Genomic DNA, 1,127 nt, shown 5'->3' with positions numbered 1-1,127 from the left:
CGTTAAGCTCTTCAGCGCCGATGGTAGTTGGGGGCTTCCCCCTGCAAGAGTAGGACGTTGCCAAGCATATAATATTCCACAGTAGCTCAGTGGTAGAGCAATCGGCTGTTAACCGATCGGTCGTAGGTTCGAGTCCTACCTGTGGAGCCACTTAGGAGAGCTGTCCGAGTTGGCCGAAGGAGCACGATTGGAAATCGTGTAGGCGGTGTAAAGCCGTCTCGAGGGTTCGAATCCCTCGCTCTCCGCCAGCAAACTCTGACTTAATAGTGGCCCGTTGGTCAAGCGGTTAAGACACCGCCCTTTCACGGCGGTAACACGGGTTCGAATCCCGTACGGGTCACCATATACATAATATAATCGGAGGATTAGCTCAGCTGGGAGAGCACCTGCCTTACAAGCAGGGGGTCGGCGGTTCGATCCCGTCATCCTCCACCAGTTTTAATTGATAACGACGCGGGGTGGAGCAGTCTGGTAGCTCGTCGGGCTCATAACCCGAAGGTCGGCGGTTCAAATCCGTCCCCCGCAATCCCATTGGTCCGGTAGTTCAGTTGGTTAGAATGCCTGCCTGTCACGCAGGAGGTCGCGGGTTCGAGTCCCGTCCGGACCGCCATTTTACTTACATAGTAAGAGGAAAAGCCGAGAAACAGGGCTTATCTCAATACGTGAGTATCACATACTTTAAATAATTTTTATTATGGCTCGGTAGCTCAGTTGGTAGAGCAATGGACTGAAAATCCATGTGTCGGCGGTTCGATTCCGTCCCGAGCCACCATTTCTATGCCGGTCTAGCTCAATTGGTAGAGCAACTGACTTGTAATCAGTAGGTTGGGGGTTCAAGTCCTCTGGCCGGCACCATCTTCTTTACACTTATTGACGTATTAAAACATATTGTGTATTATAGATATTGTTGCTTTTGGAGGGGTAGCGAAGTGGCTAAACGCGGCGGACTGTAAATCCGCTCCCTAAGGGTTCGGCGGTTCGAATCCGTCCCCCTCCACCATTTTTAGGGGCATAGTTTAACGGTAGAACAGAGGTCTCCAAAACCTCCGGTGTGGGTTCGATTCCTACTGCCCCTGCCAAACAAAACTATAATTATATGGCGGTTGTGGCGAAGTGGTTAACGCACC

10 tRNA genes are annotated in these 1,127 nt (G+C 51.5%); all 10 read left to right on the top strand.

The annotated features are described in order from the left end of the window. Positions 1-75: 75 nt before the first annotated feature. Positions 76-150, top strand: a tRNA-Asn gene (locus tag BLT_RS0116895). A gap of 4 nt (positions 151-154) precedes the next feature. Beyond that, positions 155-248, top strand: a tRNA-Ser gene (locus BLT_RS0116890). Positions 249-268: 20 nt separating this feature from the next. Continuing rightward, positions 269-343: transfer RNA gene (locus tag BLT_RS0116885), tRNA-Glu, on the top strand. Positions 344-359: 16 nt separating this feature from the next. Further along, positions 360-435, top strand: a tRNA-Val gene (locus BLT_RS0116880). 17 nt (positions 436-452) lie between these two features. Beyond that, positions 453-526: transfer RNA gene (locus tag BLT_RS0116875), tRNA-Met, on the top strand. A gap of 7 nt (positions 527-533) precedes the next feature. Continuing rightward, positions 534-610: transfer RNA gene (locus BLT_RS0116870), tRNA-Asp, on the top strand. Between the two features lie 86 nt (positions 611-696). Further along, a tRNA-Phe gene (locus tag BLT_RS0116865) sits at positions 697-772 on the top strand. Positions 773-779: 7 nt separating this feature from the next. Next, positions 780-855: transfer RNA gene (locus tag BLT_RS0116860), tRNA-Thr, on the top strand. Between the two features lie 60 nt (positions 856-915). Then, positions 916-1,000: transfer RNA gene (locus BLT_RS0116855), tRNA-Tyr, on the top strand. Positions 1,001-1,005: 5 nt separating this feature from the next. Next, positions 1,006-1,079, top strand: a tRNA-Trp gene (locus tag BLT_RS0116850). Positions 1,080-1,127 lie beyond the last annotated feature (48 nt).

This window comes from Halalkalibacterium ligniniphilum (genome assembly GCF_000334155.1).
Taxonomy (GTDB): Bacteria; Bacillota; Bacilli; order Bacillales; family Bacillaceae_D; genus Halalkalibacterium; species Halalkalibacterium ligniniphilum.
This window is presented reverse-complemented; position numbering and strand designations above follow the sequence as displayed.